The organism is Ancylobacter defluvii, assembly GCF_018390605.1.
In the GTDB taxonomy this organism is placed as follows: domain Bacteria; phylum Pseudomonadota; class Alphaproteobacteria; order Rhizobiales; family Xanthobacteraceae; genus Ancylobacter; species Ancylobacter defluvii.
The window spans coordinates 212,157-236,100 of the sequence record NZ_JAHBGD010000012.1; the positions used below are offsets into that span (position 1 = coordinate 212,157).

24 protein-coding genes and 1 pseudogene are annotated in these 23,944 nt (G+C 69.6%); 16 read left to right on the top strand and 9 right to left on the bottom strand.

What is annotated here, in order from left to right:
- Positions 1 to 25: 25 nt before the first annotated feature.
- Positions 26 to 943, top strand: coding sequence for a DMT family transporter (locus KHC24_RS08835; protein WP_213362748.1), 918 nt, complete (start codon positions 26 to 28; stop codon positions 941 to 943).
- Here the strand turns inward: KHC24_RS08835 and KHC24_RS08840 are convergent, their stop codons facing one another.
- Complete coding sequence (locus KHC24_RS08840; RefSeq protein ID WP_213363006.1) at positions 944 to 1,765, bottom strand: GNAT family N-acetyltransferase; 822 nt, start codon at positions 1,763 to 1,765, stop codon at positions 944 to 946.
- 66 nt (positions 1,766 to 1,831) lie between these two features.
- On the opposite strand from KHC24_RS08840, the gene KHC24_RS08845 reads away from it, so the two are divergent.
- Positions 1,832 to 2,263, top strand: coding sequence for a two pore domain potassium channel family protein (locus tag KHC24_RS08845; RefSeq protein WP_213362755.1), 432 nt, complete (start codon positions 1,832 to 1,834; stop codon positions 2,261 to 2,263).
- Between the two features lie 64 nt (positions 2,264 to 2,327).
- On the opposite strand, the gene KHC24_RS08850 is transcribed toward KHC24_RS08845, so the two are convergent.
- Positions 2,328 to 2,687, bottom strand: coding sequence for an MliC family protein (locus KHC24_RS08850; RefSeq protein WP_271180488.1), 360 nt, complete (start codon positions 2,685 to 2,687; stop codon positions 2,328 to 2,330).
- Positions 2,688 to 2,706: 19 nt separating this feature from the next.
- A pseudogene (gene puuE, locus KHC24_RS08855) lies at positions 2,707 to 3,624 on the bottom strand (allantoinase PuuE); the annotation flags it as partial.
- Between the two features lie 250 nt (positions 3,625 to 3,874).
- Here puuE and eda point away from each other — a divergent pair.
- The 3 genes from eda to KHC24_RS08870 all read left to right on the top strand — a co-directional run bounded on the left by eda (position 3,875) and on the right by KHC24_RS08870 (position 5,977).
- The gene (eda, locus tag KHC24_RS08860; RefSeq protein WP_213362766.1) at positions 3,875 to 4,522 is read left to right on the top strand and encodes a bifunctional 4-hydroxy-2-oxoglutarate aldolase/2-dehydro-3-deoxy-phosphogluconate aldolase; all 648 of its coding nucleotides are present in this window, start codon (positions 3,875 to 3,877) and stop codon (positions 4,520 to 4,522) included.
- Between the two features lie 19 nt (positions 4,523 to 4,541).
- Positions 4,542 to 4,964: a GNAT family N-acetyltransferase gene (locus KHC24_RS08865; protein WP_213362773.1), complete on the top strand. Its 423-nt coding sequence runs from the start codon at positions 4,542 to 4,544 to the stop codon at positions 4,962 to 4,964.
- Between the two features lie 173 nt (positions 4,965 to 5,137).
- Positions 5,138 to 5,977: an alpha/beta hydrolase gene (locus KHC24_RS08870; protein ID WP_213362781.1), complete on the top strand. Its 840-nt coding sequence runs from the start codon at positions 5,138 to 5,140 to the stop codon at positions 5,975 to 5,977.
- A 58-nt stretch (positions 5,978 to 6,035) separates the two neighbouring features.
- Here the strand turns inward: KHC24_RS08870 and serA are convergent, their stop codons facing one another.
- Together serA and KHC24_RS08880 are read right to left on the bottom strand one after the other, a co-directional pair.
- Complete coding sequence (gene serA, locus KHC24_RS08875; RefSeq protein WP_213362783.1) at positions 6,036 to 7,622, bottom strand: phosphoglycerate dehydrogenase; 1,587 nt, start codon at positions 7,620 to 7,622, stop codon at positions 6,036 to 6,038.
- A gap of 219 nt (positions 7,623 to 7,841) precedes the next feature.
- Positions 7,842 to 9,017, bottom strand: coding sequence for a phosphoserine transaminase (locus tag KHC24_RS08880; protein WP_213362785.1), 1,176 nt, complete (start codon positions 9,015 to 9,017; stop codon positions 7,842 to 7,844).
- Positions 9,018 to 9,385: 368 nt separating this feature from the next.
- Between KHC24_RS08880 and KHC24_RS08885 the strand changes: the two genes are divergently transcribed.
- Positions 9,386 to 9,904 (top strand): helix-turn-helix domain-containing protein, encoded by a 519-nt coding sequence (locus KHC24_RS08885; protein ID WP_213362787.1) that lies wholly within the window; start codon positions 9,386 to 9,388, stop codon positions 9,902 to 9,904.
- A gap of 170 nt (positions 9,905 to 10,074) precedes the next feature.
- Here KHC24_RS08885 and KHC24_RS08890 read toward each other — a convergent pair whose 3' ends face one another.
- On the bottom strand, positions 10,075 to 10,326 hold the full coding sequence (locus tag KHC24_RS08890) for a GlsB/YeaQ/YmgE family stress response membrane protein (RefSeq protein WP_213362789.1): 252 nt from the start codon (positions 10,324 to 10,326) through the stop codon (positions 10,075 to 10,077).
- A 243-nt stretch (positions 10,327 to 10,569) separates the two neighbouring features.
- On the opposite strand from KHC24_RS08890, the gene KHC24_RS08895 reads away from it, so the two are divergent.
- Complete coding sequence (locus KHC24_RS08895; protein ID WP_213362791.1) at positions 10,570 to 11,151, top strand: cytochrome b; 582 nt, start codon at positions 10,570 to 10,572, stop codon at positions 11,149 to 11,151.
- A gap of 112 nt (positions 11,152 to 11,263) precedes the next feature.
- Here the strand turns inward: KHC24_RS08895 and KHC24_RS08900 are convergent, their stop codons facing one another.
- Positions 11,264 to 11,929, bottom strand: coding sequence for an outer membrane protein (locus KHC24_RS08900; protein WP_213362793.1), 666 nt, complete (start codon positions 11,927 to 11,929; stop codon positions 11,264 to 11,266).
- A gap of 145 nt (positions 11,930 to 12,074) precedes the next feature.
- Positions 12,075 to 13,022 carry a tellurite resistance TerB family protein gene (locus tag KHC24_RS08905; protein ID WP_213362795.1) on the bottom strand — a complete coding sequence of 316 codons (948 nt, stop codon included), beginning with the start codon at positions 13,020 to 13,022 and terminating at the stop codon, positions 12,075 to 12,077.
- A 274-nt stretch (positions 13,023 to 13,296) separates the two neighbouring features.
- On the opposite strand from KHC24_RS08905, the gene KHC24_RS08910 reads away from it, so the two are divergent.
- The 8 genes from KHC24_RS08910 (at position 13,297) to KHC24_RS08945 (ending at position 21,920) form a co-directional block, all read left to right on the top strand.
- The gene (locus tag KHC24_RS08910; protein ID WP_213362796.1) at positions 13,297 to 14,562 is read left to right on the top strand and encodes a sarcosine oxidase subunit beta family protein; all 1,266 of its coding nucleotides are present in this window, start codon (positions 13,297 to 13,299) and stop codon (positions 14,560 to 14,562) included.
- Between the two features lie 11 nt (positions 14,563 to 14,573).
- Positions 14,574 to 14,942 (top strand): cupin domain-containing protein, encoded by a 369-nt coding sequence (locus KHC24_RS08915; RefSeq protein WP_213362798.1) that lies wholly within the window; start codon positions 14,574 to 14,576, stop codon positions 14,940 to 14,942.
- 3 nt (positions 14,943 to 14,945) lie between these two features.
- The gene (locus KHC24_RS08920) at positions 14,946 to 15,236 is read left to right on the top strand and encodes a sarcosine oxidase subunit delta (RefSeq protein ID WP_213362806.1); all 291 of its coding nucleotides are present in this window, start codon (positions 14,946 to 14,948) and stop codon (positions 15,234 to 15,236) included.
- Positions 15,237 to 15,501: 265 nt separating this feature from the next.
- The gene (locus tag KHC24_RS08925) at positions 15,502 to 18,540 is read left to right on the top strand and encodes a sarcosine oxidase subunit alpha family protein (RefSeq protein ID WP_213362808.1); all 3,039 of its coding nucleotides are present in this window, start codon (positions 15,502 to 15,504) and stop codon (positions 18,538 to 18,540) included.
- Positions 18,533 to 19,090, top strand: a complete 558-nt coding sequence (locus tag KHC24_RS08930) for a sarcosine oxidase subunit gamma (RefSeq protein WP_213362810.1) — start codon at positions 18,533 to 18,535, stop codon at positions 19,088 to 19,090. The genes KHC24_RS08925 and KHC24_RS08930 overlap by 8 nt, the downstream gene beginning before the upstream one ends.
- Before the next feature lie 119 nt (positions 19,091 to 19,209).
- Positions 19,210 to 20,271: a GlxA family transcriptional regulator gene (locus KHC24_RS08935; RefSeq protein ID WP_213362812.1), complete on the top strand. Its 1,062-nt coding sequence runs from the start codon at positions 19,210 to 19,212 to the stop codon at positions 20,269 to 20,271.
- 40 nt (positions 20,272 to 20,311) lie between these two features.
- A complete protein-coding gene (locus KHC24_RS08940) occupies positions 20,312 to 21,028 on the top strand; it encodes a nucleoside triphosphate hydrolase (RefSeq protein WP_213362814.1) in 717 nt (238 codons plus the stop codon).
- Positions 21,029 to 21,116: 88 nt separating this feature from the next.
- The gene (locus KHC24_RS08945; RefSeq protein ID WP_213362816.1) at positions 21,117 to 21,920 is read left to right on the top strand and encodes a DUF72 domain-containing protein; all 804 of its coding nucleotides are present in this window, start codon (positions 21,117 to 21,119) and stop codon (positions 21,918 to 21,920) included.
- A gap of 19 nt (positions 21,921 to 21,939) precedes the next feature.
- Here the strand turns inward: KHC24_RS08945 and KHC24_RS08950 are convergent, their stop codons facing one another.
- Complete coding sequence (locus tag KHC24_RS08950; RefSeq protein WP_213362818.1) at positions 21,940 to 22,659, bottom strand: hypothetical protein; 720 nt, start codon at positions 22,657 to 22,659, stop codon at positions 21,940 to 21,942.
- Between the two features lie 146 nt (positions 22,660 to 22,805).
- Here KHC24_RS08950 and KHC24_RS08955 point away from each other — a divergent pair, with 146 nt between their 5' ends.
- A complete protein-coding gene (locus KHC24_RS08955) occupies positions 22,806 to 23,936 on the top strand; it encodes an AraC family transcriptional regulator (RefSeq protein WP_213362833.1) in 1,131 nt (376 codons plus the stop codon).
- Positions 23,937 to 23,944: the final 8 nt, after the last annotated feature.

Consider the following 23,944-nt stretch of genomic DNA (forward strand, 5'->3'; position numbering starts at 1 on the left):
GTTCCGCAGGCTTTCCGGTCCCGCCATGTTCCGCCGGCTCTATGACGCGCCCTATCTGCTCCTGTCGCTGACGAGCTTGTTCTGGGCCGGCAATATCGTGCTGGGCCGCCTCGCCGCCGGCCACGTGCCGCCGATCGGCCTCGCCTTCCTGCGCTGGGTGATCGCCTCGGCGATCCTCATTCCCTTCGCCTGGCCGCATATCCGGCGCGAAGCCCCCATGCTGCGCGGCCATGTCGTGGTGGTGCTGGTGCTGTCGCTCACCGGCATCGCCGCCTTCAACACCATGATGTATTGGGGGCTGCAATACACCCCGGCGATCAACGCGCTGCTGATCCAGTCGACCGGCCCGCTGATGATCGCCTTCTGGTCGCTGGCGATCAACCGCGAGCACCTGTCGCTCGGCCAGTTCGCCGGCATCCTGCTGTCGCTGCTCGGCGTGCTCGTCATCATCTGCCGCGGCGATCCGGCGGTGGCGCTGCATATCGACTTCAACATCGGCGACCTCTGGGCCATCGCCGCCATGGTGGTCTATGGCGCCTATTCGGCGCTGCTGGCGCGGCGGCCGGGAATGACGGCGCTCGGCTTCCTCACCGTCTCCACCGTGCTCGGCAGCCTGATGCTGGCGCCGCTGTTCGCCTGGGAGCGGATGGAGGGCGTCCCCTTCCATGCCGATCTGAAGACGCTGGCCATAGTCGTCTATGTCGGGGTGTTCCCCTCGGTGCTCGCCTACCTCTGCTTCATCCGCGGCGTCCACCTTGTCGGGCCGAACCGCGCCGCGCCGTTCTTCCATTTGATGCCGGTGTTCGGCTCGGTGCTGGCCATCGCCTTTCTCGGCGAGGCGTTTCGCCTCTACCACGCCGTGGGCTACGCGCTGGTGCTGTCCGGCATCGTCATCGCCACGCTGTGGGGCCGGCGCAAGGCCGCTCCGCTGCCGCCGGAATGATCAGCCGAGCTCGAAGCTCGCCACCCCGTAGACCCGCTCCAGCGCCACCGGCCGCACCGGCCCGCGATACATGCGCGCGGTCTCGAACACCGGCGCGAAGCCGTGCCGCCCGGCCAGCGCCACCGCCGCCGCGTTCGGCTCGGGCACGTCGAGGAACACCTCGCCCCCACCCGCCTCGTCGAGCAGCGCGGCGAGCACCGCCGCGGCGGCCTGCGGGTCCTTGGCATTGAGCGGGCCGATCTTGAATCCGGCGCGCGCCGGCCGGATCACCCCCCAGCCGGCCAGCCGGCCCTGGCGCAGCACCGCCCGCCCGACATGGCCGGGCGTGTCGAGCCAGGCTTGGAGGAAGGCCGGCCGCGCCGCCGGAAACACCCGCGCATCGTCCGCCGCCAGCTGCGCGAACGGCACGTCGCGCAGGTCGCTCGTCGCCTCCGCCCCGACGTCCGTGCCAGCGGCACCGATGGCGCGGTAGCGGATATTGCGGTGGGAGAAGGCGAAACCCTGGCGGCCGTAATTGGCCTGCTGCGCCACCACTCCGTCGAGGCCGATGCTGCGCCCCCCGGCATGGGCGAGACCCGCCTGCCACAGCTCGAAGCCCAGCCCACGCCCACGCAGTTCCGGCCGCACGATGTAGAAGCCGAGGAAGCTGAAGGCCTGGTCGTAATTCACCACCGAGATCACCGCCGCCGGCGTCCCGCCGAGCTCGGCGATCAGGAAACCCTCGCGATCGACGGCGGCGAAGCCATGCGCATCGGCGAGGCCCGGATTCCACCCCTCCCTGGCCGCCCAGTCGATGGCGAGGGGGATTTCCTCCAGCCGCATGGCGCGGATAGTAAGGCCGTCCTTCACCGACTCGCTCCCTTCCCGCACCATTCAAGCGGCGCCTTCATGATAAACGATCTCGTCCTCGGCCTCTCGGTCAGTCTCGTGGCCATGCTCATTCACCTCGCCGGCACCCTGCTCCTCGTGGTGCTGATGAACCCGTTCCATGACGTGATGCGCCACCGCGTCCATCTCCGCCTCACCGTCGCGCTGGTCGCCACCTATCTGGTGATGCTGGCGGCGCATGTGCTGGAGGTTGGCTTGTGGGGACTGCTCTACGATTCGCTCGGCCTCGCCGAGCGGACCGAGGACGCCTATTACGCGGCCTTCGTCAATTACACGACGCTCGGCTATGGCGGGTCGCAGCGGGTCGCCGAGACCCGCCTGCTCGGCCCGCTCGCCTCGGCCAACGGCATATTGATGTTCGGCTGGTCGACCGCGCTGCTGGTTCTGGTGGTGCAGCGCCATCTGCCGGCCCAGCTGGCGACGCGGGACTGACCGGCGGGACTGATCGGAAAACCGCGCGCAGCCTCCCGCAGGCGCGGGCCCAGCGGCCGGCCCGCTACGCGCCCGTGCACGTCAGGGGCGGCGCGCTCTCGCCCTTGGTGAGGTCGTAGAGATCGCCGTCCTTGCCCTTGCTCCACCAGATGAAGCGGCCGCCGGCATAGCGGGCGCCGGAGCCGGAGAGCACATTGGCCAGCACCACGAACTCGCCGCCCACCGTCAGGCTCGCCAGCGCCACCGGCGGCGCGTTGTAATAGCTCACGGCGAGGCGGGAACCGTCGGCGCAGCGATAGGCGGCATGGATCGTCTGCGCCTTCGCTCCCTTGGGCAGCGGAATGGCGAGCGTGTCGGCGCCCGCCGGGCCGGCGGCGGCGGCGGCCATGAGCAGGGCTGCGGCGTACAGAGGTCGGTTGGTCACGTCGGTCTCCTCATGCCGGCGGATGTTCGGCATGCCAATGGCGGGCGATGTCGATCCGCCGCGGCACCCACACCCGGTCATGGCCGGCGATATGGTCGAGGAAGCGCTCCAGCGCCACGATGCGCCCCGGCCGCCCGACCAGCCGGCAATGCAGCCCCACCGACATCATCTTCGGCGCCTCCGAGCCCTCGGCATAGAGCGCGTCGAAGCTGTCGCGCAGATAGGCGAAGAACTGGTCGCCGGAGTTGAACCCGCCGGCCACTGCGAAGCGCATGTCGTTGGCGTCGAGCGTGTAGGGAATGGTCAGGTGCGGCTGCGTCGGCCCCGCGACCCAATAGGGCAGGTCGTCGGCATAGGTGTCGGAATCATAGAGGAAGCCGCCCTCCGCCAGGGTGATCTGCCGCGAATTCACCGAGGTGCGGCCAGTGTACCAGCCGAGCGGCCGCTCGCCCGTCACCTGGGTGTGCAGGGCGATGGCGGCGTCGAAATCCGCCTTCTCCGCCGCGTAGCTATGGTCGCGATAGTCGATCCATTTCAGCCCGTGGCTGGCGATCTCCCAATCGGCCTCCTTCATCGCCGCCACCGCCTCCGGGTTGCGGGCCAGCGCGGTGGCGACCCCGAACACGGTGACCGGCAGGTTGCGGCGGGTAAACAGCCGCCACAGCCGCCAGAAGCCGGCGCGGGCGCCATATTCGTAGATCGACTCCATGTTCATGTGCCGCACGCCCGGCCAGGGCTGGGCGCCGACGATCTCGGAGAGGAAGGCCTCGGAGGCGGCATCGCCATGCAGGATGCAGTTCTCGCCGCCCTCCTCGTAGTTCACCACGAACTGTACCGCCACCCGCGCCCGGCCCGGCCAGCGCGGATCCGGCGCGTGGCGGCCATAGCCGATAAGGTCGCGGGGATAGGGCTGGTGGTAGTCGAAGATCGGCGGCATGCGGGGCACTCGCGGTACGGGACGCAGATACGACAGCCGTGCAAGGCATATGCCGGAAGCATGCGGCCGCCGCATGGGCGCCAAACTATCTCGTCGCCTACCGGCATAAAACTCGGGAAGCCTCTCGACAATCCGCGCCGGGCGCTTTTGATTGACCGCGCGCTTCGGCGCTGCCGCAATTCGTGCCGCCGGTAACTCCTGACGCTCGCAATTCCTGCCGCCCACACGTCATTCGCCAAAGGTCCCCGCCATGTCGCTTCCCGATCCCAGCTTCCTGCTCGCCCGCGCGCCGGTCGTTCCCGTCGTCACCGTGTCCAGCGTCGCGGCGGGCGTGAAGCTTGCCCGTGCGCTGGTCGAGGGTGGGCTGCCGCTCATCGAGGTCACGCTGCGCACCCCGGCGGCGCTGGAGGCGATGGCCGCCATCGCGGCGGAAGTGCCCGACGCCGTCGTCGGCGCCGGCACCGTCACCCGGCCGGACCTGATCGAGAAGTCGATCGCCGCCGGCGCCCGCTTCCTGGTGTCGCCCGGCGTCACCCCGGCGCTGCTGGAAGCCTTCGCCGAGGCGCCGGTGCCGGTGCTGCCCGGCTGCGCCACCGCCTCGGAGGCGATGACGCTGGCCGCCATGGGCTTCTCGGTGCTGAAGCTGTTCCCGGCCGAGGCGGTCGGCGGCGCCAATCTGATCAAGTCGCTCTCGGCGCCGCTGCCGGATCTGCGCTTCTGCCCCACCGGCGGCATCGGCCCGGACAATGTCGGCAAATACCTGTCGCAGCCCAACATCCTCGCCGTGGGCGGCTCCTGGGTGTGCCCGAACGATGCGATCGCCGCCGGCGATTGGGGCCGCATCGTCGAGCTCTCCAAGGCAGCCGCCAAGCTGCACCGCGCCGCCTTCCCGGCGTGAGGCGAGGCCCGGCGCCACCATGATCCCCGCACCGGAGGTGCAGATCGATTATGCCCGCGAGGCGCGGATCGGCGTCGAGGAGTATCGCCAGGTGCTCCTCGAATCCGGCCTGTCGCGCATCCGCCCGGTAAACGACGACGCGCGCCTCGCGGCGATCATCGAGGGCTCCAACCTCATCGTCACCGCCCGGCGGGCCGGCATCCTCGTCGGCTTCGCCCGCGGCGTTACCGATTCGAGCTGGGTCTGCTATCTGGCCGATCTCGCCGTCAGCCCCTCGGTTCAGGGCCTCGGCGTCGGGCGCGGTCTGATGGATGAGAGCTACCGCCAGCTCGGCGACGGCGTCGGCGTCATCCTGGCCTCAGTGCCGGAAGCGGTCGGCTTCTACGAGAAGTCCGGCATGGAGCGCATCCCCAACGTCTTCTGGCACCACCGCCGGTTCTGACGCATGCGCCGGGCAAGCCTCGTTGCCGCGCCCCTCCTCGCCGCGACCCTCGCCAGCCTGGCCGCGCCCGCCGGTGCCGCACCGCTGGAAGCGCCCGGCCCGCAGGGTCCTGGTGCGGCTGCCATCCGTCAACCATGTGCTGAAGAGCGTGGCGAGCGACGACCGCGCCGCTGATGCCGGCGGCGGCGCACCCACCGGTGGCGCTGATCATCCCCGGCTCCGGCCCCACCGACCGCGACGGCGACAACCCGCTCGGCGTCAACGCCGCGCCCTATCGTCGGCTCGCCGAGGCACTGGCGGCGCATGGCATCGCCAGCCTGCGCATCGACAAACGCGGCCTGTTCGGCAGCGCCGACGCCATACCCGACCCGAACGCCGTCACCCTCGACGACTACGCCGCCGACATCCATGCCTGGGTGACGGCGCTGAAGGCCCGCACCGGTGCCGCCTGCATCTGGCTGATCGGTCACAGCGAAGGCGGCCTGGTGGCGCTGAAGGCCGCCGCCGATCCCGCCGGCATCTGCGGCGTCGTCCTCCTCGCCACGCCCGGCCGCCCGATGGGCGAGATGTTGCGCGAACAGTTCCAGGCCACCCCCGCAAATGCGCCCTATCGCGCCGCCGCCTTCGGGGCCATCGCGGCGCTGGAGGCCGGTCGCCACGTCGATCCGGCAACGCTCGCCCCGCCGCTGCGGCCGCTGTTCGCGCCGCAGATCCAGGGCTTCCTGATCTCCGCTTTCGCCTTCGATCCGGCGCCCGCGCTCGCCGGCCTCCGCCTGCCGGTGCTGATCGTGCAGGGAGGGCGCGACCTGCAGGTGAGCGACGCGGACGCCCGCCGCCTCGCCGCCGCCCAGCCAAAGGCACGGCTGGTGCGGCTGCCATCCGTCAACCATGTGCTGAAGAGCGTGGCGAGCGATGACCGCGCCGCCAATCTCGCCACCTATGCCGATGCCGCCCTGCCGCTGGCACCCGGCGTGACGGAGGCGATCGCCGGCTTCATCGCCGCGCCGCGCTGAAACGCAAAGCGCGCGGACCTCGCGATCCGCGCGCCTGCCGTCGGATAGCCGAGCGCCGTCAGAACGTCAGCGGCTTGGCCTGCTTCACATGCGGCAGCGCCTGCACCTTGGCCAGCACCTCGGCCGGCACCTTGCCGTCCACCTCGACCAGCGCGATGGCGTCGCCGCCCTGGTGGTCGCGGCCGAGCGCGAAGGTGGCGATGTTGATGCCGGCATCGCCCAGCAGGCTGGCGAAGCGGCCGACGAAGCCCGGCTTGTCCTCATTGGTCACGTAGATCATCGAGGGGGCGAACTCGGCATCGACCTTGATGCCCTTGATGTCGACAATGCGCGGGCGCCCGTCGGCGAAGACGGTGCCGGAGAGCGAGCGCTCCATCTTGTCGGTGACCACGGTCAGCGTCACCAGGCTCTCATAGTCGCCGGTAGCGGCGCGGGTGGTCTCCTCCACCACGATGCCGCGCTCCTTGGCGACGCTCGGCGCCGAGACCACGTTGACGTCGGCCAGCGCCGGGCGCAGCAGCCCGGCCACCGCTGCCGAGGTCAGCGCCTTGATCTTTAGATCGGCCACCGCGCCCTCATAGGTCAGGCGCACCGTCTTGATGTCGGTATCGGTCAGCTGGCCGGCGAAGGAGCCGAGCTTCTCGGCCAGCTCGATGAACGGCTTCAGCTTCGGCGCCTCTTCCGCGGTGATCGAGGGGAAGTTCACCGCATTGGAGATGGCGCCGCGCAGCAGGTAGTCGCTCATCTGCTCGGCAACCTGCAACGCCACATTCTCCTGCGCTTCCGAGGTGGAAGCACCCAGATGCGGGGTGCAGATCACGTTGGGCAGGCCGAACAGCGGGTTCTCGGTCGCCGGCTCAGTGACGAACACGTCGAAGGCTGCCCCCGCCACGTGGCCGGATTTCAGCGCCTGCGCCAGCGCCGCCTCGTCGACCAGCCCGCCACGGGCGCAATTGACGATCCGCACGCCCTTCCTGGTCTTGGCCAGCGCCTCGGCCGAAAGCACGTTCTTGGTCTTCTCGGTCAGCGGCGTGTGCAGGGTGATGACATCGGCCCGTGCCAGCAGGTCATCGAGTTCCACCTTCTCCACGCCGATATCGAGTGCCCGCTCCGGCGACAGGAACGGGTCGAACGCCACCACCTTCATCTTCAGCCCGAGCGCGCGGTCGGCGACGATGGAGCCGATATTGCCGCAGCCGATGATGCCCAGTGTCTTGGCGGTCAGCTCGACGCCCATGAAGCGGTTCTTCTCCCACTTGCCGGCCTGGGTGGAGGCATCGGCGGCGGGAATCTCGCGGGCCAGCGCGAACATCATGGCGATGGCGTGCTCGGCGGTGGTGATGGAATTGCCGAACGGCGTGTTCATCACGATCACACCCTTGGCGGTCGCCGCCGGGATGTCGACATTGTCGACGCCGATGCCGGCACGGCCGACCACTTTCAGCCGCGCCGCCTTCTCCAGGATCTTCGGCGTCACCTTGGACGCCGAGCGGATGGCGAGGCCGTCATAGTCGCCGATGATCTCGGCGAGCTTGTCCTTGTCCTTGCCAAGGTTCGGCTGGAAATCGACCTCGATGCCGCGATCCTTGAAGATCTGCACGGCGGCGGGGGAAAGGGCGTCGGAAATCAGAACGCGGGGAGCCATCGGCTTCATCCTGTTCGAAAAGGGAACATCGATCCCGCCGGCGGCGGGAGAGCGAAACGCGTCCCGCCGCTGGCGGGAGGGGACGACGAGCGTTCGTCGGGCACGCGGCCTTTGGCGCCTGCGCGGCGGGTTGTGCCGGGAGAACACACCCGCCGTCGATCTGCCGGGCCGCCTGTCCCTCGCCGTCCCCTCGCGTCAGCGACGGGAGGCGAGGAGGCGTCAGGCCGCCTGCTTCAGGCCGGCCTTGGCCTCGGCATAGGCCCAGTCGAGCCAGGGGGTGAGCGCGTCGAGATCGGACGCCTCCACCGTGGCGCCGGCCCAGATGCGCAGTCCCGCGGGGGCGTCGCGATAGGCGCCGATGTCGTAGGCGACCTTGGCCTTTTCCAGCGCGCCGGCGATCGCCTTGGCGAAGGCCGCCTGCGCGTCCGGCGCCAACGCCGTCACGTCCGGGTCGGCGACCACCAGGCACACCGAGGTGTTGGAGCGCGTCGCCGCGTCCTTGGCGAGGAAGTCGACCCACGGCGTCTTCGCCACCCAGTCGGCCAGCACCTTGAAATTGGCGTCGGAGCGGGCGCGCAGGCCCTTGCCGCCGCCCAGCGCCTTCGCCCAGCCGAGCGCGTCGAGATAGTCTTCGACACACAGCATGGACGGCGTGTTGATGGTTTCGCCTTCGAAGATGCCGTCGATCAACTTGCCGCCCTTGGTCATGCGGAAGATCTTCGGCAGCGGCCAGGCCGGCACATAGGTCTCCAGCCGCTCGACCGCGCGCGGCGAGAGGATCAGCATGCCGTGGCCACCCTCGCCGCCCAGCACCTTCTGCCAGGAGAAGGTGACGACATCGAGCTTCGACCAGTCGAGATCCTGCGCGAAGGCCGCCGAGGTGGCATCGCAGATCGTCAGGCCGGTGCGGTCTTCCTTGATCCAGTCGGCGTTCGGCACCCGCACCCCGGAGGTGGTGCCGTTCCAGGTGAACACCACGTCGTGGTCGAAATTCACCGCGCCGAGGTCCGGCAGTTCGCCGTAGCCGGCCTTGAGGGTGCGGGCGTCCTTCAGCTTCAGCTGCTTGACGACATCCGTCACCCAGCCCTCGCCGAAGCTCTCCCAGGCCAGCAGGTCGACCGGCCGGGCGCCGAGCAGCGACCACAGCGCCATCTCCACCGCGCCGGTGTCGGACGCCGGGACGATGCCGATGCGGTAGTCGGCGGGAATGTCGAGAACCTCGCGGGTGAGGTCGATGGCGAGCTTCAGCTTCGCCTTGCCGACCTTGGCGCGGTGCGAGCGGCCGAGCGGCGCGTCGCCGAGCGCCTCAAGCGTCCAGCCGGGACGCTTGGCACAGGGACCGGAAGAAAAATTGGGGTTTACCGGCTTGGCCACCGGAAGAGCGTTGGTCGTCATGATAGCCATCCTTTCAGATGGAAGCCCCTCGTTGGGGAGGGGTGGCCCGAGCGGGGAAATACGCCGGTCGGGGCAGGAGCGCAAGCGGGTTCCGCCGCCTGGAATTTCGGAACCCATCGCGCCGATCGCCCGTTGACCCTCGGCAGGCCGGCCACTGCTTATCCGATAGGCATGCTGATTTCATGCGCGCCCGGCGCGCCGGGCGGAAATCATTTCCGCGCTGCAAACTGAAAAGAAGGCGAGCTTGACGCAGCGCAATACGTATTCACGCCGTATTTGGAACAAAAAACTGGATATGACGTTCATTTCATAGTTAGATTCTCTCCCCCACACTTGTTGGGGACATCGGAATGACGTGAGGGCAGCACATGACGCAGCTTTCCTGGTTTTCGACATCGGGTTTGCGCCTCTTCTTCGACAGGATCGTTGCGATTCCTGCCGGAGTTATTTCTTCGGGTAGGAAGACCGACAGTCTTCAGCCGAAGAACGAAGAGGTATGCCTGCCTGTATTCGACTCCAGGAGCCTGCCGACCGATCATTTTCGACGCACGGGAATAAAGCAGATGAAAGCAAACGATCTCGTTGCCATGCGCCTGAATTGGGGGCTTTCGCAGGATTCGTTGGCCGATCGCCTGGGCCTGCCGCGGCAGTCCTACGTCGAGATGGAATTGGGCCAGCGGTCGCTGAAGAAATCGCACCTTCTGGCACTTGAGGAGGTCGGGATCGACCTTTGCCTCGCCAACAAAGACGTCTCGATGCTGATCCCGCAGGTGCGCTGCGCCATCAATTATCTTGCCGAGATCTCGGCCGATCAGGCCACGCCGGTGCTGCATGTCGAGGCGGCCGAAGGGCGGTCCTGGGCGACTGCGCAAAATAAACTTCAATAATCGAACCAGTTTCGATGCGTCTGCACGAATCACCCGGCGCCGCTCCGGCGCCGGGGAAATTCAGGCCAGGCAAGGCGTCGAGGCACTCCACAGCATCATAATACCTTAGATTGCTGCACCCCACCGCCGACCCCGCAGGATCGTGATGTTGCGGCGCACCACGCCGCGCGCTAGCTACGCACCGCCCTCACGCCCCAGATGAGGATGCAGGCGCCGACGATTCCGGCCACCAGATAGCCGAGCCAGCCGCCGAAGCTCACGCCCAGGAAGCTGAACAGAAAGCTGGCTATCGCGGCGCCGATGATGCCGAGCACGATGTTCAAGAAGATTCCGGTGTCGCTTTTCATCACGCTGGAGGCGATCCAGCCCGCTACTCCGCCGATGATGATGGCGGCGATCCATCCGATCTGTGTGTCTTCCATGGCAAGGCTCAGCTCCCTTTTCGGCGGCGCTGGCGCGGGTCGTCCCCGGGCGGTCGCCGCAGGTCCCCATTGAGGTCGGCATCGTGGTGCCGGAACGAGAACCGGCAAGGTGAGTCCCCGGTTCCCCACCGGCAGATTACACCCGCGGCGGCAAAAACATACCCGGCACCCAGCCGATTTCCTCCCGGCACGAACCGCTCTAAGAACGCATGATCTCTCATGCATTCTGTCGCCGGAGACGCCATGCCCGCCCTGTCCGATACCGCCATTCGCTACGGCGCCGTCAGCCGCGCCCTGCACTGGGGAATGGCACTGCTCTTCGCCTGGCAGTTCCTCGGCATGATCCTGCGGGCGACGCTCGGCCGCACGCCGGTGGTCGGCTTCTTCGTCGGCACCCATGTCACGGTCGGAGTGCTGCTGCTCGCGCTCGGGCTGCTGCGCCTCGTCTGGGCGCTCGCCAACCATGCGCATCGCCCGCCCTACGAGGCCGGCCCGCTCGGCCGCGCCGCCCGCCTCGGCCATGCCGGGCTCTATGCGCTGATGCTGGTGGTGCCGACGCTGGCGGTGGTCCGGCTCTATGGTTCGGGCCGCGGCTATGCGCCGTTCGGCATCGAGATCTTCGCACCGTCGGAAACCAAGATCGAGTGGCTGATGGCGCCGGCCAATGCGCTGCACGGCCCGCTGGCCTGGACGCTGCTGGCCTTCATCGCCGGCCATGTCGTCATGGTGGTGGTGCACCAGGTGTTCCTGGGCGACCGCATCCTCTACCGCATGACCCGCACTGCCGGCCCCGCCGATCCGGCGCCGGCCCACCGGGAACCCTGATCGGCTTCCCTGGAGCAATTCCCGCAGAAATGCGCAGCGGTTTTGCGAAAAGAATTGCGTAGAAACAACGAGCTAGAGCAATTGCGGTGAACCGGGTTTCACCGGAATTGCTCTAGTCGAGGAGGATGCGCAGGCCGATGCGGATCTCGTGCGCCGCCTGGTCCAGCTCGGGGAGCCCGCCGCCGAGATCGACATTCTCCAGGCTGAGATAGCGATAGCCGAGATCGAGCTGCCAGTTCGGCGCAAGCTCCACCGCGACGCCGCCCATCGCTCCCCAGGCCAGCCCCCAGCCGGAGCCGAAGCCCGGCGCGTCGAGATCGGCATAGCCGAGGCCGATGCCGGCGCCGACATAGGGGGTGATCTGGTGCCAGGTGCCAAGATCGACATAGGCATTGGCCAGCAAGGTGGCGACGCTGGTTTCGCCGGCGACGCCGTCGATCGCGTAATCCGCCTGGGTGCGGTAATCGGCGGTGAGGTCGAGCCGGAGCCAGTCGGAGAACCGCCCGCCAATGCCGATGCCGATCAGCCCGGCATCGTCGAGCGAGCCTCCGATATCCGGCGTCTCGTTGAAGACATAGCCGGCATCGAGGCGCAGATACCAGAAGCGGCTCTCCTCGACCTGCGGCGCCTTGGCCAGCAGGTCGTCGGCAGAGAAGTCATCGGCGGGAAGGGTAGCCGCCGGATCGGCCGCCATCGCCGCCCCGCCCGGCGCCAGGCCAAGCCCGGCGACCAGCCCGAGAGCCGCGACACCCCGCATCCAACGCCGACACACATCCATGCGAACCGCTCCTGCACTGCTCCGGCGGCGGCCGCCGGAATCGATACGCGGAGCGCAGTCTCGCTGCGATAGCTTAAGCGTCGATTAACCTTAACGAAGCGTTGTCGCGGAATGGACGGGCGGGCCGAAGCCCGCCCAGTCAATTTCAACCCTGCCGGGCAGCGCGGGCGGCGGATTCCAGATGCGGCGTCAGCGCCGGGTCCAGCCGCAGCGCCATGGCGAGCCGGGCGAGGAAGGCGCGCTCGGAGGTGGAATCCGGGTCGATGGCGAGCAGCGCCGCCACATAGACCTCCGCCGCCTCCTCCTCGCTCGCCACCGCGCGGGCAATGGTCTCGACGGTGGCGGGATTGGCGAGTTCGTCGGAAAGGAAGCGCTCGGCCTCGCCGAGATCGGCGATGCCGCTCTCGTTCAGCTTGCCGGCAATGGCGATGCGCTCGGCATCGTCAATATGCCCGTCGGCCAGCGAGGCGGCGATCATCGTGCGCAACAGCGTCAGCGGCAGCTGCGAATCCGAGGTCTGCGACGGGTTGAACGGCGAGTTGGGCGGCGGCAGCTGCGCCGGGGTCGGCACCGGATTGCGCGCCACGTCGGCGGTGGTCTGCTGCGGCGCCTCGCCGTTGCGGTAATTGGTATAGGCCTTGTAGGCCAGCGTGCCGACCAGCGCGAGACCGCCCAGCGCCACGGCGTTGCCGGCCATCTTGCGCCCGCCCTTGGAGCCGAGCACCAGCGAGACCAGCGCCCCGGCCGCCGCGCCGGAGGCGAGCGAGCCGCCATTATTGCCGAGATAGTCCTTGGCCCGGCCCATCAGGTCGCCGGAACCAGAGGGTTGGGCACCGGCGGGTTGGGCGCCGGAAGGCTGAGCCCTGGAGGGCCGGGCGCCGGGAGGCTGGGTGCCGCCGAAGCCGTTGGGGCTGCGGGTGGCCTGCCCGCCGCCAAAGCTGCCGGCGAGCGAGCCGAGTTGGCCGAGTATACCGTCGAGCGGGCTGCCGCCCGTCGGCGCCGGACGCGCGGGCACCTGTCCGCCCGCCGGTTGCTGCGGGCTGAGGAACTGGTCGAGGAGGCGTTTGGCGTCGAAGGTGCGGGGGTCGAACATACTCGGTTTCCTTAAGCTAAGGTCAGCAGCGAGGTAGGGCCCGAACATGGCTTCCGCAAGGTGAGTGCCGGGCGCCTTCACCAGCGCACGACAAGTGCAGATCACATTGACGGCATGAAGGCAGGCGCCCGCGCGCCCGGCAGCCGGCGTCGCATTCCTCATGTCGCATCCGTTCAACGGCAGCGCCCAAAAGATGCTCGCTTGCCCGCCGCCGCCGGTCCAGCATGGCGATTATCGCGCTCAATCGGGCGGGCATTCGGGGCAGGACCACGACATGCAGACCTTCTCCGGCCAACGCTTCTCCGGCTTCCAGCTGCTTCGCCGCGCGTTCGGCGGGCACAAGGGCTGGCAGCCGCAATGGCGCACGCCCGAGCCGAAGGCGGAATATGACGTGATCATCGTCGGCGCCGGCGGCCACGGCCTCGCCTGCGCCTATTATCTGGCGAAAGAGCACGGCATATCGAATGTCGCGGTGATCGAGCGCGGCTGGCTGGGCGGCGGCAATACCGGGCGCAACACCACCATCGTGCGCTCGAACTACCTGTTCGACGAGAGCGCCGGGCTCTACGAGCACGCGGTGAAGCTGTGGGAAGGCCTGTCGCAGGATCTCAACTACAACGTCATGTATTCGGCGCGCGGCGTGCTGATGCTGGCGCATAACCATCACGACGTGCAGAGCTTCAAGCGCCACGTCCATTCCAACCGCCTCAACGGCGTCGACAATGAATGGCTGAGCGCGGAGGAGGTGAAGGCGTTCTGCCCGCCGCTCAACATCACCTCGATGCGCTACCCGATCCTCGGCGGCGCCTTGCAGCGGCGCGGCGGCACCGCCCGGCACGACGCGGTGGCGTGGGGCTTCGCCCGCGCGGCCGATGCGCGCGGCGTCGACATCATCCAGAACTGCGAGGTGACCGGCATCCGCCGCGGCCCCGCCGGCGCGGTGGAAGGGGTAGAGACCTCGCGCGGCTTCATCCGGGCCAAGAAGATCGGCGTCTCCGCCGCCGGCCATAGCTCGGTGGTGATGGCGATGGCCGGGGTGCGCATGCCACTAGAGAGCTTCCCGCTTCAGGCGCTGGTGTCGGAGCCGGTCAAGCCGGCCTTCCCCACCGTGGTGATGAGCAACACCATCCACGCCTATATCTCGCAGTCGGACAAGGGCGAGATGGTGATCGGCGCCGGCACCGATGCCTACACCTCCTATTCCCAGCGCGGCGCCCTGCATGTCACCACCCACACGCTGGACGCCATCTGCGAACTGGTGCCGCAGTTCCGCCGGCTGCGCATGCTGCGCAACTGGGGCGGCATCGTCGACGTGACGCCCGACCGCTCGCCGATCATCGCCAAGACCCCGGTGCCCGGCCTCTATGTGAATTGCGGCTGGGGCACCGGCGGCTTCAAGGCGACGCCGGGCTCCGGCCATGTCTTCGCCCACACCATCGCGCGCGACGAGCCGCACGCCATCAACGCCCCCTTCACCATCGAGCGCTTCCGCGACGGCCTCCTCATCGACGAGGCGGCGGCGGCGGCGGTGGCGCATTGAGGAAAAAGTCGATGGCCGCTCCCGTCGATCTCGCGGAAAAGCTCGGCAAGTTCTCCGAACACTGGACGCCCAAGGTGGTCGCCGATTTCAACGGCCACGACATCATGGTCGTCAAGGTGAACGGCGCGTTCGTCTGGCACGCGCACCCGGACACCGACGACTTCTTCCTGGTGCTCAAGGGCCGGCTCACCATCAAGCTGCGCGACGCGAGCGGCACCGAGAGCGCGGTCACCCTCGGTCCCGGCCAGCTCTACATCGTCCCCAAGGGCGTCGAGCACTGTCCGGTGGCGGAGGAGGAGACGCATCTCCTCATCATCGAGCCCGCCGGCACCCCCAACACCGGCGATCCGGCCACCGCCGCCGTGAAGACGAGGCTCTGAGCCATGCTGATCATCACCTGCCCCTGGTGCGGCGAGCGCCCCGAAATCGAGTTCGTCTATGGCGGCGAGGCGCACATCGCCCGCCCCGCCGATCCCTCGGCGCTCACCGACCAGCAATGGGCGGACTTCCTCTACAACCGCACCAACCCGAAAGGCCGCCACGCCGAACGCTGGCGCCACACCCATGGCTGCGGCCGCTTCTTCAACGCCGTGCGCGACACGGTGAGCGACTTCTTCGTCGCCACCTACAAGCCCGGCGACGCAAGGCCGGATGTCGAGGGGGACGTACAATGAACGCCGCCATTCGTCTTGCTGCTTCTCCTGCGCCGACGAACCCCGTCATAGGCGGGCTCGGCCCGACCATCCACGCCCTCCAGTCCGGCGTGGCCCGATGCCGAGCGGGAAACGAAATGAGCAGACTCTTTCTCCCTCTCCCCGTGGGGGAGAGGGTTGGGGTGAGGGGTCTTCCTGGCTCCCCGATGTCGTTCCCCCTCACCCGCCGCTGCGCGTCGACCTCTCCCCACCGGGGAGAGGTAAACCTACCCTCGGAGTTGTGGCCATGACCGGCTCCTTCCGCACCCCTTCCGGCGGGCGCATCGATCGCACCGCCGCCCTCGCCTTCCGCTTCGACGGGGCGACCTATCACGGCTTTGCCGGCGACACCCTCGCCTCGGCGCTGCTGGCCAATGGCGTGCACCTCGTCGGCCGTTCGTTCAAATACCACCGCCCGCGCGGCATTCTCTCGGCAGGTTCCGACGAGCCGAACGCGCTGGTGGAGGTCCGCCGCGACGATGCCCGCATCACCCCGAACCTGCGCGCCACCCAGGTCGAGCTTTATGAGGGGCTGGAGGCGGCGAGCCAGAACCGCTGGCCCTCGCTCGCCCGCGATGCCGGCGCGGTGAACGACCTGTTCGCGCCCTTCCTGCCGGCCGGCTTCTACTACAAGACCTTCATGTGGCCGGCGGGGGCCTGGAAGCGCTTCTACGAGCCGAAGATCCGCGCCATGGCCGGCCTCGGCAAGGCCCCGACCCTGCCGGATCCCGACCGCTACACCCAGCATTACGCCCATTGCGACGTGCTGGTGATCGGCGCCGGCCCGGCCGGCATCGCCAGCGCGCTCGCCGCCTCCGCCGGCGGTGCCCGCGTCATCCTCGTCGACGAGCAGGCCGAGCCCGGCGGCTCCCTGCTCGCCGCCACCGATGCCGCGATAGATACCAAGCCGGCTACGCAATGGCTTGCCGACGCCCTCGCCGAACTCACGGCGGCGGGCGTCGTCATCATGCCGCGCACCACCGCCTTCGGCTATTTCCCGCACAACATGATCGCGCTCTGCGAGCGCGTCACCGAGCATCTCGCCGCGCCGGACCGCGCCCTGCCGCGCGAGCGGCTCTGGCAAATTCGGGCGAAGCAGGTGGTGATCGCCGCCGGCGCGCTGGAGCGTCCGCTGGTGTTTCCGGAGAATGACCGCCCCGGCGTCATGCTGGCGGAGTCCGCCCGCACTTACCTCACCCGCTACGGCGTGCGCCCCGGCGAGCGGGCGGTGATCTTCACCGCCGCCGACAGCGGCTACCGCGCCGCGCTCGATCTCGCCGCCGGCGGCGTCGCCATCGCCGCCATCGCCGATCTGCGTGCCGCGCCGGAGGGCGAGTGGCCGGCCCGCGCGCTCGCCGCCGGCATCGATGTGCGCCCCTCCACCGTGGTCGCCGGCACCGCCGGCCGGCTGCGGGTGAAGGCCGCCCGCCTCGCCAAGGTGAAGCACGGCGCCGTCGGCCCGGCCGAGGTCGTCGCCTGCGACGCCGTGCTGATGTCCGGCGGCTTCACCCCCTCGGTGCATCTGTTCTCGCAGTCGCGCGGCAAGCTGGCCTGGGACGAGACCCTCGGCGCCTATCTGCCGGCCCGGTCGGTGGAGCGCGAGCGTTCCGCCGGCGCCTGCCGCGGCCGCTACGGCCTCACCGCGGCGCTGGCCGATGGCTACCACGCCGGCGAAGAGGCCGCCGCCGAGGCCTTGAAAGATTCCGCCAGGCCCGCCGGCCGCCGCGCCACCGCGAGCCGCGCCTTCGGCGTCGTCGCCCGCGACACCGGCACCGACGGCTTCATCGGCGCCGTCCCGCACGGCCGCAACCCGGCCTTCGCCAAGGCCTTCGTCGACTGGCAGAACGACGTCACCGCCAAGGACATCGCGCTGGCGACGCGCGAGGGCTTCCGCTCCATCGAGCACGTCAAGCGCTACACCACCACCGGCATGGCCACCGACCAGGGCAAGACCTCGAACATGAACGCGCTCGGCATCGTCGCCGAGCAGCTCGGCGAGAGCGTGCCGAAGATCGGCCTCACCACCTTCCGTCCACCCTATACCCCCACCACCTTCGGCATCTTCGCCGGTGCCGCCCGCGGCGACCTGTTCGATCCCGTCCGCGTCACCCCGATCCATGGCTGGGCGGAGGCGCGCGGCGCGGCGTTCGAGCCGGTCTCGCTGTGGAAGCGCGCGCACTACTTCCCCGAGAAGGGGGACGGTGGGCGTCTCGAAGACATGCACGCGGCGGTGGCCCGCGAGTGCCGGGCAGTGCGCTCGGGCGTCGGCATCTTCGATGCCTCGACGCTGGGCAAGATCGAGGTGGTCGGTGCCGACGCCGCCGAGTTCATGAACCGCATGTACACCAACCCGTGGAGCAAGCTCGAGCCCGGCCGGCTGCGCTACGGCGTGATGCTGCGCGAGAACGGCTTCGTGATGGATGACGGCGTGGTCGGCCGCCTCGCCCCCGACCGCTTCCACGTCACCACCACCACCGGCGGCGCCGCCCGTGTGCTGGCGCATATGGAGGACTATCTCCAGACCGAATGGCCCGATCTCGATGTCTGGCTCACTTCCACCACCGAGCAATGGGCGGTCATCGCCGTGCAGGGACCGAAGTCCCGCGAGGTGCTGGCGCCGCTGGTCGAGGGCATCGACCTGTCGAAGGGCGCCCTGCCCAATATGAGCGTGCGCGAGGGCCGCATCGCCGGGGTGCCGACGCGGCTGTTCCGGCTCTCCTTCGCCGGCGAGCTCGGCTTCGAGGTCAATGTGCCGGCGGCGCAGGGCCGCGCGGTATGGGAGGCGATCTTCAAGGCCGGAGAGCCGTTCGGCATCGCCCCCTACGGCACCGAGACCATGCACGTCCTGCGCGCCGAGAAGGGCTACATCATCGTCGGCCAGGAGACCGATGGCACCGCCGCGCCCGATGATGTCGGCCTCGGCTGGGCCATCGGCAAGGCGAAGAAGGATTTCGTCGGCAAGCGTTCGCTCAGCCGCGCCGCCTTCTTCATGCCGGACCGCAAGCAGCTGGTCGGCCTGCTCACCAGGGATCCGGCCGTGGTGCTGGAGGAAGGCGCCCAGCTGGTCGCCGCGCCCAATGCCGCCCTGCCGGTGCCGATGCTCGGGCACGTCACCTCCTCCTATGCCAGCGCCACCCTCGGCCGCTCCATCGCGCTCGCCATGGTGAAGGGCGGGCGCGCGCGCATCGGCCAGACCTTGTATGTGCCGATGCCGAGCGGCCCGATTGCCGTCGAGCTGGTCGATCCGGTCTTCTACGACGCCGAAGGAGCCCGCCTCGATGTCTGATCTCATCTCGCCCCTCGGTACCCTCGCCGCCACCGCCGCGGACATTGCCGCAGCACGCCTGTCGGTGATCGCCCCGGCGACGCAGCTCTCCTTCCGCGGCCGCGAGGCGGCGATCGGCCCGGCCGGCGCCGGCTTCGGCGTCGACCTGCCGCGCCAGGCCTGCCGGTTCGCCCGCTCCGGCGCTCGCCTCGCCGCCTGGCTCGGCCCGGACGAATGGCTGCTGATCGCCGAAGACGCCGATCCCGCCGCACTCCAGGCCGATCTCCAAGCCGCGCTCGCCGGCCTGCCGCATGCGCTGGTCGACGTCTCCGCCCGCGCGCTCGGCATCGCGGTGGAAGGCCCGCGCGCCGCCTATGTGCTCAACCAGGGCTGCCCGCTCGATCTCGACGAAGCCGCCTTCCCGGTCGGCATGGCGACCCGCACCGTGTTCGCCAAGGCCGAGATCGTGCTGATGCGCGAGACGCCGGAACGCTTCCGCGTCGAGGTCTGGCGCTCCTTCGCCCCCTATGCCTGGGGCCTGCTGGAGGAGGCGCGGCGGGAATTCGCGTGAGGCCGCCCGCATTTGCCGGCAGCGGCCGGTTCGCCATCCTCGCCGATCCCGACGCACCCACCTCCGCGCGCGATCGAAACTCTGCTATCGTCCGGCGCGAAACCTGCATAGCGCCGGGCATGATGGACACTCTCGCCTCCGCCGCCCCAAAGCCAGCCGCCGGCCTGCCGGTGTTGAATGTCGGCTTCATCCTGACCGACAACTTCACCTTGTCGGCCTTCTCGCTGCTGGTCGATCATCTGCGCCTCGCCGCCGATGACGGCGACCGCTCGCGCCCGATCCTGGCGCGCTGGCGCATCATGGCGGCGAAGTCGGAGCCGATCCGGGCCAGCTGCGGCGTCACCATCGCCCCGGCCGGGCCGTTCGTCGATCCGGCGCAGTTCAGCTACATCGTGGTGGTCGGCGGCCTGCTGCACACCGGCACCCAGCTCGATGACGAGGCGGTCGCCTATCTCAAGCGCGCCGCCCGGCTCGGCGTGCCGCTGGTCGGCGTCTGCACCGGCTCCTTCGTGCTCGCCCGCGCCGGCTTGATGACCGGGCGGCGCTGCTGCGTGTCCTGGTACCATTACCAGGACTTCCTCGACGAGTTCCCGCACCACCACCCGGTCGCCGACCGGCTCTATGTGATCGATGGCGATCGCATCACCTGCGCCGGCGGCGGCGGCACCGCCGATCTCGCCACCGCGCTGGTGGAGAAGCATCTCGGCCGCTCGGTGGCGCAGAAGAGCCGCCATGTGCTGCTGCTGGACCGCGTCCGCCCCGGCAGCCAGGCGCAGCCGCACCCGCCGATCGCCGATCTCGTCGCCGATGATCGCGTGCGCCGCGCCCTGCTGCTGATGGAGCAGAACATGGCCGATCCGCTGCCCATCGCCAGCATCGCGCGGCGGTTGCAGCTGTCCACCCGCCAGCTGGAGCGGCTGTTCCAGACGGTGATGGGCCGCCGCCCGGCGGAGTTCTACCGGCTGATGCGGCTGCGCTATGCCCGCTTCCTGCTCGACACCACCGGCCGCTCGATCACCGATATCGCCCTCGAATCCGGCTTTTCCGACTGCGCCCATTTCTCGCGCCAGTTCAAGGCGCTGCACGGCTTCACCCCCACCGATGCCCGCGCCGGCGGCCCGCTGCCGGGCGTCCCGGCCGCCGCCGCCTCCAGCCTCGCCGGCCAACGCCTGTTCGATTGAACCGCCGCCAAACCGCATGGCAAACCACGAGGAACCCACAATGACGGACGGGACCGGCCTCAAGCCGCGTGCGGAGACGGCCGGCGGAACCGCCGACGCGGCCGTCCCAGCCCCGGCTGCCCTCGCCCAGCTGGCGGGCGACCTGCTCGCCCGGCCGCGCCAGCGCCGCACGGTGATGGCGGTCGCCGGCGCGCCCGGCTCGGGCAAGAGCACCCTGGCCGAGACGCTGAAGGCGTGCCTCGACGCCGCCGCCCCCGGCCTGTCGCAGGTGCTGCCGATGGACGGCTTCCATTATGACGACCTGCTGCTCGATCAGCGCGGCCACCGGGCGCGCAAGGGCGCGCCGCACACCTTCGATGTCGACGGGCTGGCGACGGTGCTTGACCGCCTGCGGCGCGACGACGGCCGCGAGGTGGCGGTACCGGTGTTCGACCGCGCGCTGGAGATCGCCCGCGCCGGGGCGCGGCTGATCGGCCCCGAGGCCCGCATCGTCATCGTCGAGGGCAATTACCTGCTGCTCGACGATCCGGCCTGGGCGGTGCTGCGCCAGCGCTTCGACGTCACCGTCATGCTCGACGCGCCCTTGCCGGTGCTGGAGGCGCGCCTCGTCGCCCGCTGGGCCGGCTTCGGCTACGACGCCGGGCAGATCCGCGCCAAGCTGGAGGATAACGACCTGCCCAATGCGCGGCTCGTCGCCACGCGCAGCGTCGCCGCCGATGTCGTCATCGCCAACGCAGACCTGCGGGAAGCCGGCTGACCGGGCGATGGCCCGCTCGCCGCCATTTCGGATGTTCACGGCCGGCAAACCGCCCTAGGATCGCGCCCCGTGACGCGAGGAGCCCCCGATGAGCACATCCGCCCCCATTCGCATCGGCATTGGCGGCTGGACCTTCGAACCGTGGCGCGGCAGCTTCTATCCCGACGGCCTCGCCCAGAAGCGCGAGCTGGAATACGCCGCCGGCAAGCTCACCGCCATCGAGGTCAACGGCACCTATTACGGCTCGCAGAAGCCGGAGAGCTTCGCCCGATGGCATGACGAGACGCCGGAGGATTTCGTCTTCGCGCTGAAGGGCCCGCGCTTCGCCACCAATCGCCGGGTGCTGGCCGAGGCCGGCGGCTCCATCGAGAAGTTCGTCACCAGCGGCATCGCCGAGCTGAAGCACAAGCTCGGCCCGATCAACTGGCAGTTCATGGCGACCAAGAAGTTCGACCCGGACGATTTCGCCGCCTTCCTCAGGCTGCTGCCGGCCTCGGTGGAGGGCCGCGCGCTGCGCCATGTCGTCGAGGTGCGGCACCCGAGCTTCGCCGACAAGGATTTCGTCGCGCTGGCCCGCGAGCACGGCGTCGGCATCGTCATTGCCGGCGACAGCGAGCACCCGCTGATCGCCGATCTCACCGCCCCCTTCGTCTATGCCCGCATCATGGGCACCGACGAGGCGCATCCCAAGGGCTATTCCGACGCCGAACTCGACAATTGGGCCGCCCGCGCCCGCCATTGGGCGGAAGGGCGCACCCCGCCGGATCTCGGCAACACGCTGCTCGCCGAGCCGGCGAAGCCGACGCCGCGCGAAACCTTCCTGTTCGTCATCAGCGGCTTCAAGCAGCGCAACCCGCACACCGCCATGGCCCTCATCGAGCGCCTGCGCTGACCGCCTGCGCCGGCGCGGCTCAGCGCAGCCGCAGCCGCACATAGTCGCCGCTGACCGCGAGCTGCGTCGGCGCCGCCGGGTCGTTCGCCAGCCCGGTGTCGACCAGCGCCGCCTTGGCATCCACCCGCCAGCCGGCCCCGTCCCCGGCGCCGAGTTCCACCGCCGCATCGAGCGAGCCGGCGGAGAAGCGCAGCGCGCGCGGCGCCGGCCACCCCACCGGCCTGCCGGCGAGATCGAGCCGCGCCCGCAGCGCCATCCCGCTCAGCTCCGCTGCCTCCACCGTGCCGGTCAGCGTCACGTCCCCCGCCCGCGTGCCGAGATCGAGCGCGCCGAAGCGCCCGTCGAGCCGCGCCTCCACCGCGTCGAGCCCGATCCGTACCGAGGCGCCCTCGGGCAGGCGGGCGGTCAGCTCCACCGTGCAGTCCGAGGCCTCGAAGGTCGAGGGCGTCACCACCGTCACATGCAGCACGGTGCCCTCGACCCACATGCGGCTGTCGCTGCGGCAGTCATTATAGAACCAGCTCGAATACCAGCGGGAGAACCAGCCGGAGCGACGGGCGACCAGCCGCACCTCGGCCGGTCCGTCCGCGGCGGTCAGTTTCACCAGCGCGGCATCGCCGGCAATGTCGATCTCGGTTACCCCGGAAAGATCGGGCCGCAATTCGCCGGCCGCGGCACCGGCCGGCCGGGCGAAGAGCAGCAGGAACAGCGCGAGGCAGGCGGCGGAGGAGAAGGTCATGGCGGAGCATCCTTGCGGTTTTGCGATGCCGCACCCTGGCGTCCGCCCCTCGCGGCCGCGACCTCGATCGCGTTTCAGGTCGACCTGAGACGCGATCCGGGCCACAACCGCGTCACCGCGCCCCGCCCGCCTGTGCCAAATCTCCGATGATCTTCGTTCCCCTGCCCTTCGTCGTCGCCCTTCTGCTGGTTCTGCTGGCGATGCGCCTGCTGCGGCGCGGCGAGGAGGACGGCCGGCATCACCGCCTGTTCCTGGCGCTCATCGCCGCCTATGCGCTGCAATCGGTGCTGATCGGCCTGCGCTGGGGCTATGACATCCGCGCCGTGCTGCCGCTCCAGGTGGTGGTGGCCAGCCTCATCGCCCCGCTGGCCTTCCTCGCCTTCCGCAGCCTCACCACCGCCGCGCCGGAGGCCGGCGCGCGGCCCGCCTTGCTGTGGCCGCATCTCCTCGTTCCGCCGCTCGCCGTGGCCGGGCTGGTGCTGTTCCGGCCCTCGCCGGTCGGGCCGGTGGTGGTGGCGCTGTTCCTTACCTATGGCGCCGCGCTGTTCTGGCTCGCCCGGCGCGGGCCGGACGGGCTCGTCTCCTCGCGGCTCGATGGCGCGCTGCGCTCCTATCGCGCGCTGGTCTTCACCGCCGCGGCGCTGGTCGGGTCGGCGATGGTGGACGTGGTGATCTCCTTCGATCTCGACTGGAGCGGCGGGCGCCACACGCCGCTGATCATCGCGCTGTTCAACATGGTGACGCTGCTGGCGCTCGGCGCCGCCGCCGCCGCCGCCGATGCCGGCGCCAGTCCCGCCGCGCCGCCGGCTCCCGTCCCGCGCGCTCCCGTCGAGGGGGACGCCATCCACGAGGCGCCGGTCACGCCGCCCCCGCTCGCCGCTCCCCCGGCGCCGGACGCACCCGGCGAGCCCGCCCTGCGCGACGAGGACCTGGCCGTCCTCGCCCGCCTCGACGCATTGATGGCCGAGCGCCGGCTCTACACCGATGTCGACCTCGATCTCGGCCGCCTCGCCCGCCGGCTGTCGCTGCCGGCGCGGCGGCTGTCGGAGGCGATCAACCGCATCCACGCCATGAGCGTGTCGCATTATGTGAACGGTCTGCGGGTCGCCGAGGCGCAGCGCCTACTGGCCGGGACCGAGTTGCCGGTGACGCGGGTGATGCTGGAGGCCGGCTTCCTCACCAAGTCGAACTTCAACCGCGAATTCCGCCGCCTCGCCGGCATGAGCCCGTCGGAATGGCGCGCCGCCCGTCGCACCGGCGCGGCTGAGCCCTCATAGGGGGCCCA

Bases quoted from the DNA above. Each gene is read 5' to 3' on its own strand.
- KHC24_RS08885 (WP_213362787.1), top strand. From the start codon at position 9,386: ATGACGCAGCTTTCCTGGTTTTCGACATCGGGTTTGCGCCTCTTCTTC.
- KHC24_RS08835 (WP_213362748.1), top strand. From the start codon at position 26: ATGTTCCGCCGGCTCTATGACGCGCCCTATCTGCTCCTGTCGCTGACG.
- KHC24_RS08865 (WP_213362773.1), top strand. From the start codon at position 4,542: ATGATCCCCGCACCGGAGGTGCAGATCGATTATGCCCGCGAGGCGCGG.
- KHC24_RS08845 (WP_213362755.1), top strand. From the start codon at position 1,832: ATGATAAACGATCTCGTCCTCGGCCTCTCGGTCAGTCTCGTGGCCATG.
- KHC24_RS08925 (WP_213362808.1), top strand. From the start codon at position 15,502: ATGACCGGCTCCTTCCGCACCCCTTCCGGCGGGCGCATCGATCGCACC.
- KHC24_RS08900 (WP_213362793.1), bottom strand. From the start codon at position 11,929: ATGGATGTGTGTCGGCGTTGGATGCGGGGTGTCGCGGCTCTCGGGCTG.
- KHC24_RS08910 (WP_213362796.1), top strand. From the start codon at position 13,297: ATGCAGACCTTCTCCGGCCAACGCTTCTCCGGCTTCCAGCTGCTTCGC.
- KHC24_RS08870 (WP_213362781.1), top strand. From the start codon at position 5,138: ATGCCGGCGGCGGCGCACCCACCGGTGGCGCTGATCATCCCCGGCTCC.
- KHC24_RS08915 (WP_213362798.1), top strand. From the start codon at position 14,574: ATGGCCGCTCCCGTCGATCTCGCGGAAAAGCTCGGCAAGTTCTCCGAA.
- KHC24_RS08880 (WP_213362785.1), bottom strand. From the start codon at position 9,017: ATGACGACCAACGCTCTTCCGGTGGCCAAGCCGGTAAACCCCAATTTT.
- KHC24_RS08945 (WP_213362816.1), top strand. From the start codon at position 21,117: ATGAGCACATCCGCCCCCATTCGCATCGGCATTGGCGGCTGGACCTTC.
- KHC24_RS08935 (WP_213362812.1), top strand. From the start codon at position 19,210: ATGATGGACACTCTCGCCTCCGCCGCCCCAAAGCCAGCCGCCGGCCTG.
- KHC24_RS08955 (WP_213362833.1), top strand. From the start codon at position 22,806: ATGATCTTCGTTCCCCTGCCCTTCGTCGTCGCCCTTCTGCTGGTTCTG.
- KHC24_RS08890 (WP_213362789.1), bottom strand. From the start codon at position 10,326: ATGGAAGACACACAGATCGGATGGATCGCCGCCATCATCATCGGCGGA.
- KHC24_RS08905 (WP_213362795.1), bottom strand. From the start codon at position 13,022: ATGTTCGACCCCCGCACCTTCGACGCCAAACGCCTCCTCGACCAGTTC.
- eda (WP_213362766.1), top strand. From the start codon at position 3,875: ATGTCGCTTCCCGATCCCAGCTTCCTGCTCGCCCGCGCGCCGGTCGTT.
- KHC24_RS08940 (WP_213362814.1), top strand. From the start codon at position 20,312: ATGACGGACGGGACCGGCCTCAAGCCGCGTGCGGAGACGGCCGGCGGA.
- KHC24_RS08895 (WP_213362791.1), top strand. From the start codon at position 10,570: ATGCCCGCCCTGTCCGATACCGCCATTCGCTACGGCGCCGTCAGCCGC.
- serA (WP_213362783.1), bottom strand. From the start codon at position 7,622: ATGGCTCCCCGCGTTCTGATTTCCGACGCCCTTTCCCCCGCCGCCGTG.
- KHC24_RS08950 (WP_213362818.1), bottom strand. From the start codon at position 22,659: ATGACCTTCTCCTCCGCCGCCTGCCTCGCGCTGTTCCTGCTGCTCTTC.
- KHC24_RS08920 (WP_213362806.1), top strand. From the start codon at position 14,946: ATGCTGATCATCACCTGCCCCTGGTGCGGCGAGCGCCCCGAAATCGAG.
- KHC24_RS08840 (WP_213363006.1), bottom strand. From the start codon at position 1,765: ATGCGGCTGGAGGAAATCCCCCTCGCCATCGACTGGGCGGCCAGGGAG.
- KHC24_RS08930 (WP_213362810.1), top strand. From the start codon at position 18,533: ATGTCTGATCTCATCTCGCCCCTCGGTACCCTCGCCGCCACCGCCGCG.